This window comes from Streptomyces sp. FH025 (assembly GCF_017427025.1).
Lineage (GTDB): Bacteria > Actinomycetota > Actinomycetes > Streptomycetales > Streptomycetaceae > Kitasatospora.
The window spans coordinates 1-1,710 of sequence record NZ_JAFLNG010001072.1 but is presented as its reverse complement, the minus strand read 5'-3'; the positions used below and the strand labels follow the sequence as shown (position 1 = coordinate 1,710).

Genomic DNA, 1,710 nt, shown 5'->3' with positions numbered 1-1,710 from the left:
CGAGGCGTTTCACCAGGTCTTCCGGGGTCGCCGGGCCGATCCGGCACGCATGGCGGCACGGCGGCGGAGCAGGGGGGAAGTTGTTGCCTTGCAGCTTCCGGTCGGCATCCGGCCCGAGGTCAGCACGGTGGGCTCTCCGTAGACTCGGGACCGCCGACGGAGCGATTTCCGGGCGGCGAGTCTCTACCGCGCCCGCGACTTTCCGGGGCCCGCCGTGCGGCGGGCGCGCTGACCGCGACGCGGACGAAGCCGGGGGCCGAAAGTTGCTGATCGACCGTGAACGTGAGCTTGCCGTACTGGAATCCGCGCTCGCGGACTCCATACAGGGGACTTCCAGGATCGTACTGATCGAGGGCGCGGTCGGCTGCGGAAAGAGCGAACTCGTCGAGACCGTCGCCGAACACGCCGCCGCCTCCGGCGCCGTGGTGCTGCGGGCCATCGGCACCGCCGTCGAGCGCGACCTCCCGCTCGGCGTGCTCGGCCAGTTGCTGGCCGCCGCCCCGGCCGGGGCCCTGCCGGACCCGGCGGCCGCGCCGGATCCGTCCCGGATCGACGTGATGCAGTCCCTGTGCGCCGCCGTGCACCGGCTCGCCGAGAGCGCACCGGTGGTCATCTGCGTCGACGACCTGCACCACGTCGACGACCTGTCCTGCCAGTACCTGCTCCACCTGGTCCGCCGCACCCGTGCCGCCCGTGTGCTGCTGGTGTTCACCGAGTCGGTCCACGAGCGGCGCGACGACCCCGTCTACAGGACCGAACTGCTGCGCCAGCGCAGCTTCGTCCGGATCCGGGCCGGACGGCTGTGCCCCGAGGGGGTCGGCCGGCTGGTCGCCGCCGAACTCGCCGCCTCCCCGGCCGACGGCAGGACCCCGCAGGCGGTCGACGCCGGCGGCGGCAACCCGCTGCTGCTGCGCGCCCTGGTCGAGGAGCACCGGGCCGGCGGCCGTGCCCCCGAACCCGGCGGCGCCTTCGCCCAGGCCGTCCTCGCCTGCCTGCACCGCTGCGGCCCCGCCGCGCGCCGCCTCGCCGAGGTGCTGGCGGTGCTCGGCGACCTCGGCTCGCGCGAACTCGCCGTCCGCCTGCTCCGCAGCACCGATGCCGCCGTCGTCCGGGGCGCCGCCGCCCTCGATGCCGCCGGCATCCTGCACGGCTACCGCTTCCGCCACGCCGTCGCCCGCCAGGCCGTGCTCGACCGGATGGACCCGGACGACCGGACGGCCCTGCACCGCCGCGCGGCCGTACTCGCCCACCAGGACGGCGCCCCGAGCACCGCCGTGGCCGCCCAGCTGCTCGCCGTGGGCACCACCGACCTGCCGTGGGCGGTGACGGTGCTCTCCACCGCCGCCGAGCAGCTGCTCGCCGACGGCGCGACCCACCTGGCCGCCGCCTGCCTCGAACTCGCCTACCGCGGCCGGGCCGACGACGGGCAGCGCGCCCAGTTCCGCACCATGCTCGCCGCCATCAGCTGGCGGACCAACCCCAGCGCCGCCGAGCGCGCCCTCGCCGGCCCGCTGGAGACCTTGCGGGCCGGCCGGCTCGGACCGGCCCGGCTCGGACCGCTCGCCCGGCTGCTCACCGAGCAGGGCCGGATCGACGAGGCCGGCCAGGCCCTGGAGCAGTTGGCCGACGGCCGCGCGGCCGAACGCTGCGGCCGGCCCGTCGGCGCGTTCGGCCGCGGAGCCGACCCGTTGGACGGGCTCTCGGCCTTCC

Annotated in this window: 1 protein-coding gene; it reads left to right on the top strand. The window is 76.3% G+C overall.

The window, feature by feature from the left end; genetic code table 11:
- Positions 1–263 precede the first annotated feature (263 nt).
- Positions 264–1,710, top strand: a 1,447-nt coding sequence (locus J0670_RS37395; RefSeq protein ID WP_207817228.1) for an AAA family ATPase, incomplete at its 3' end; no start/stop codon positions are given.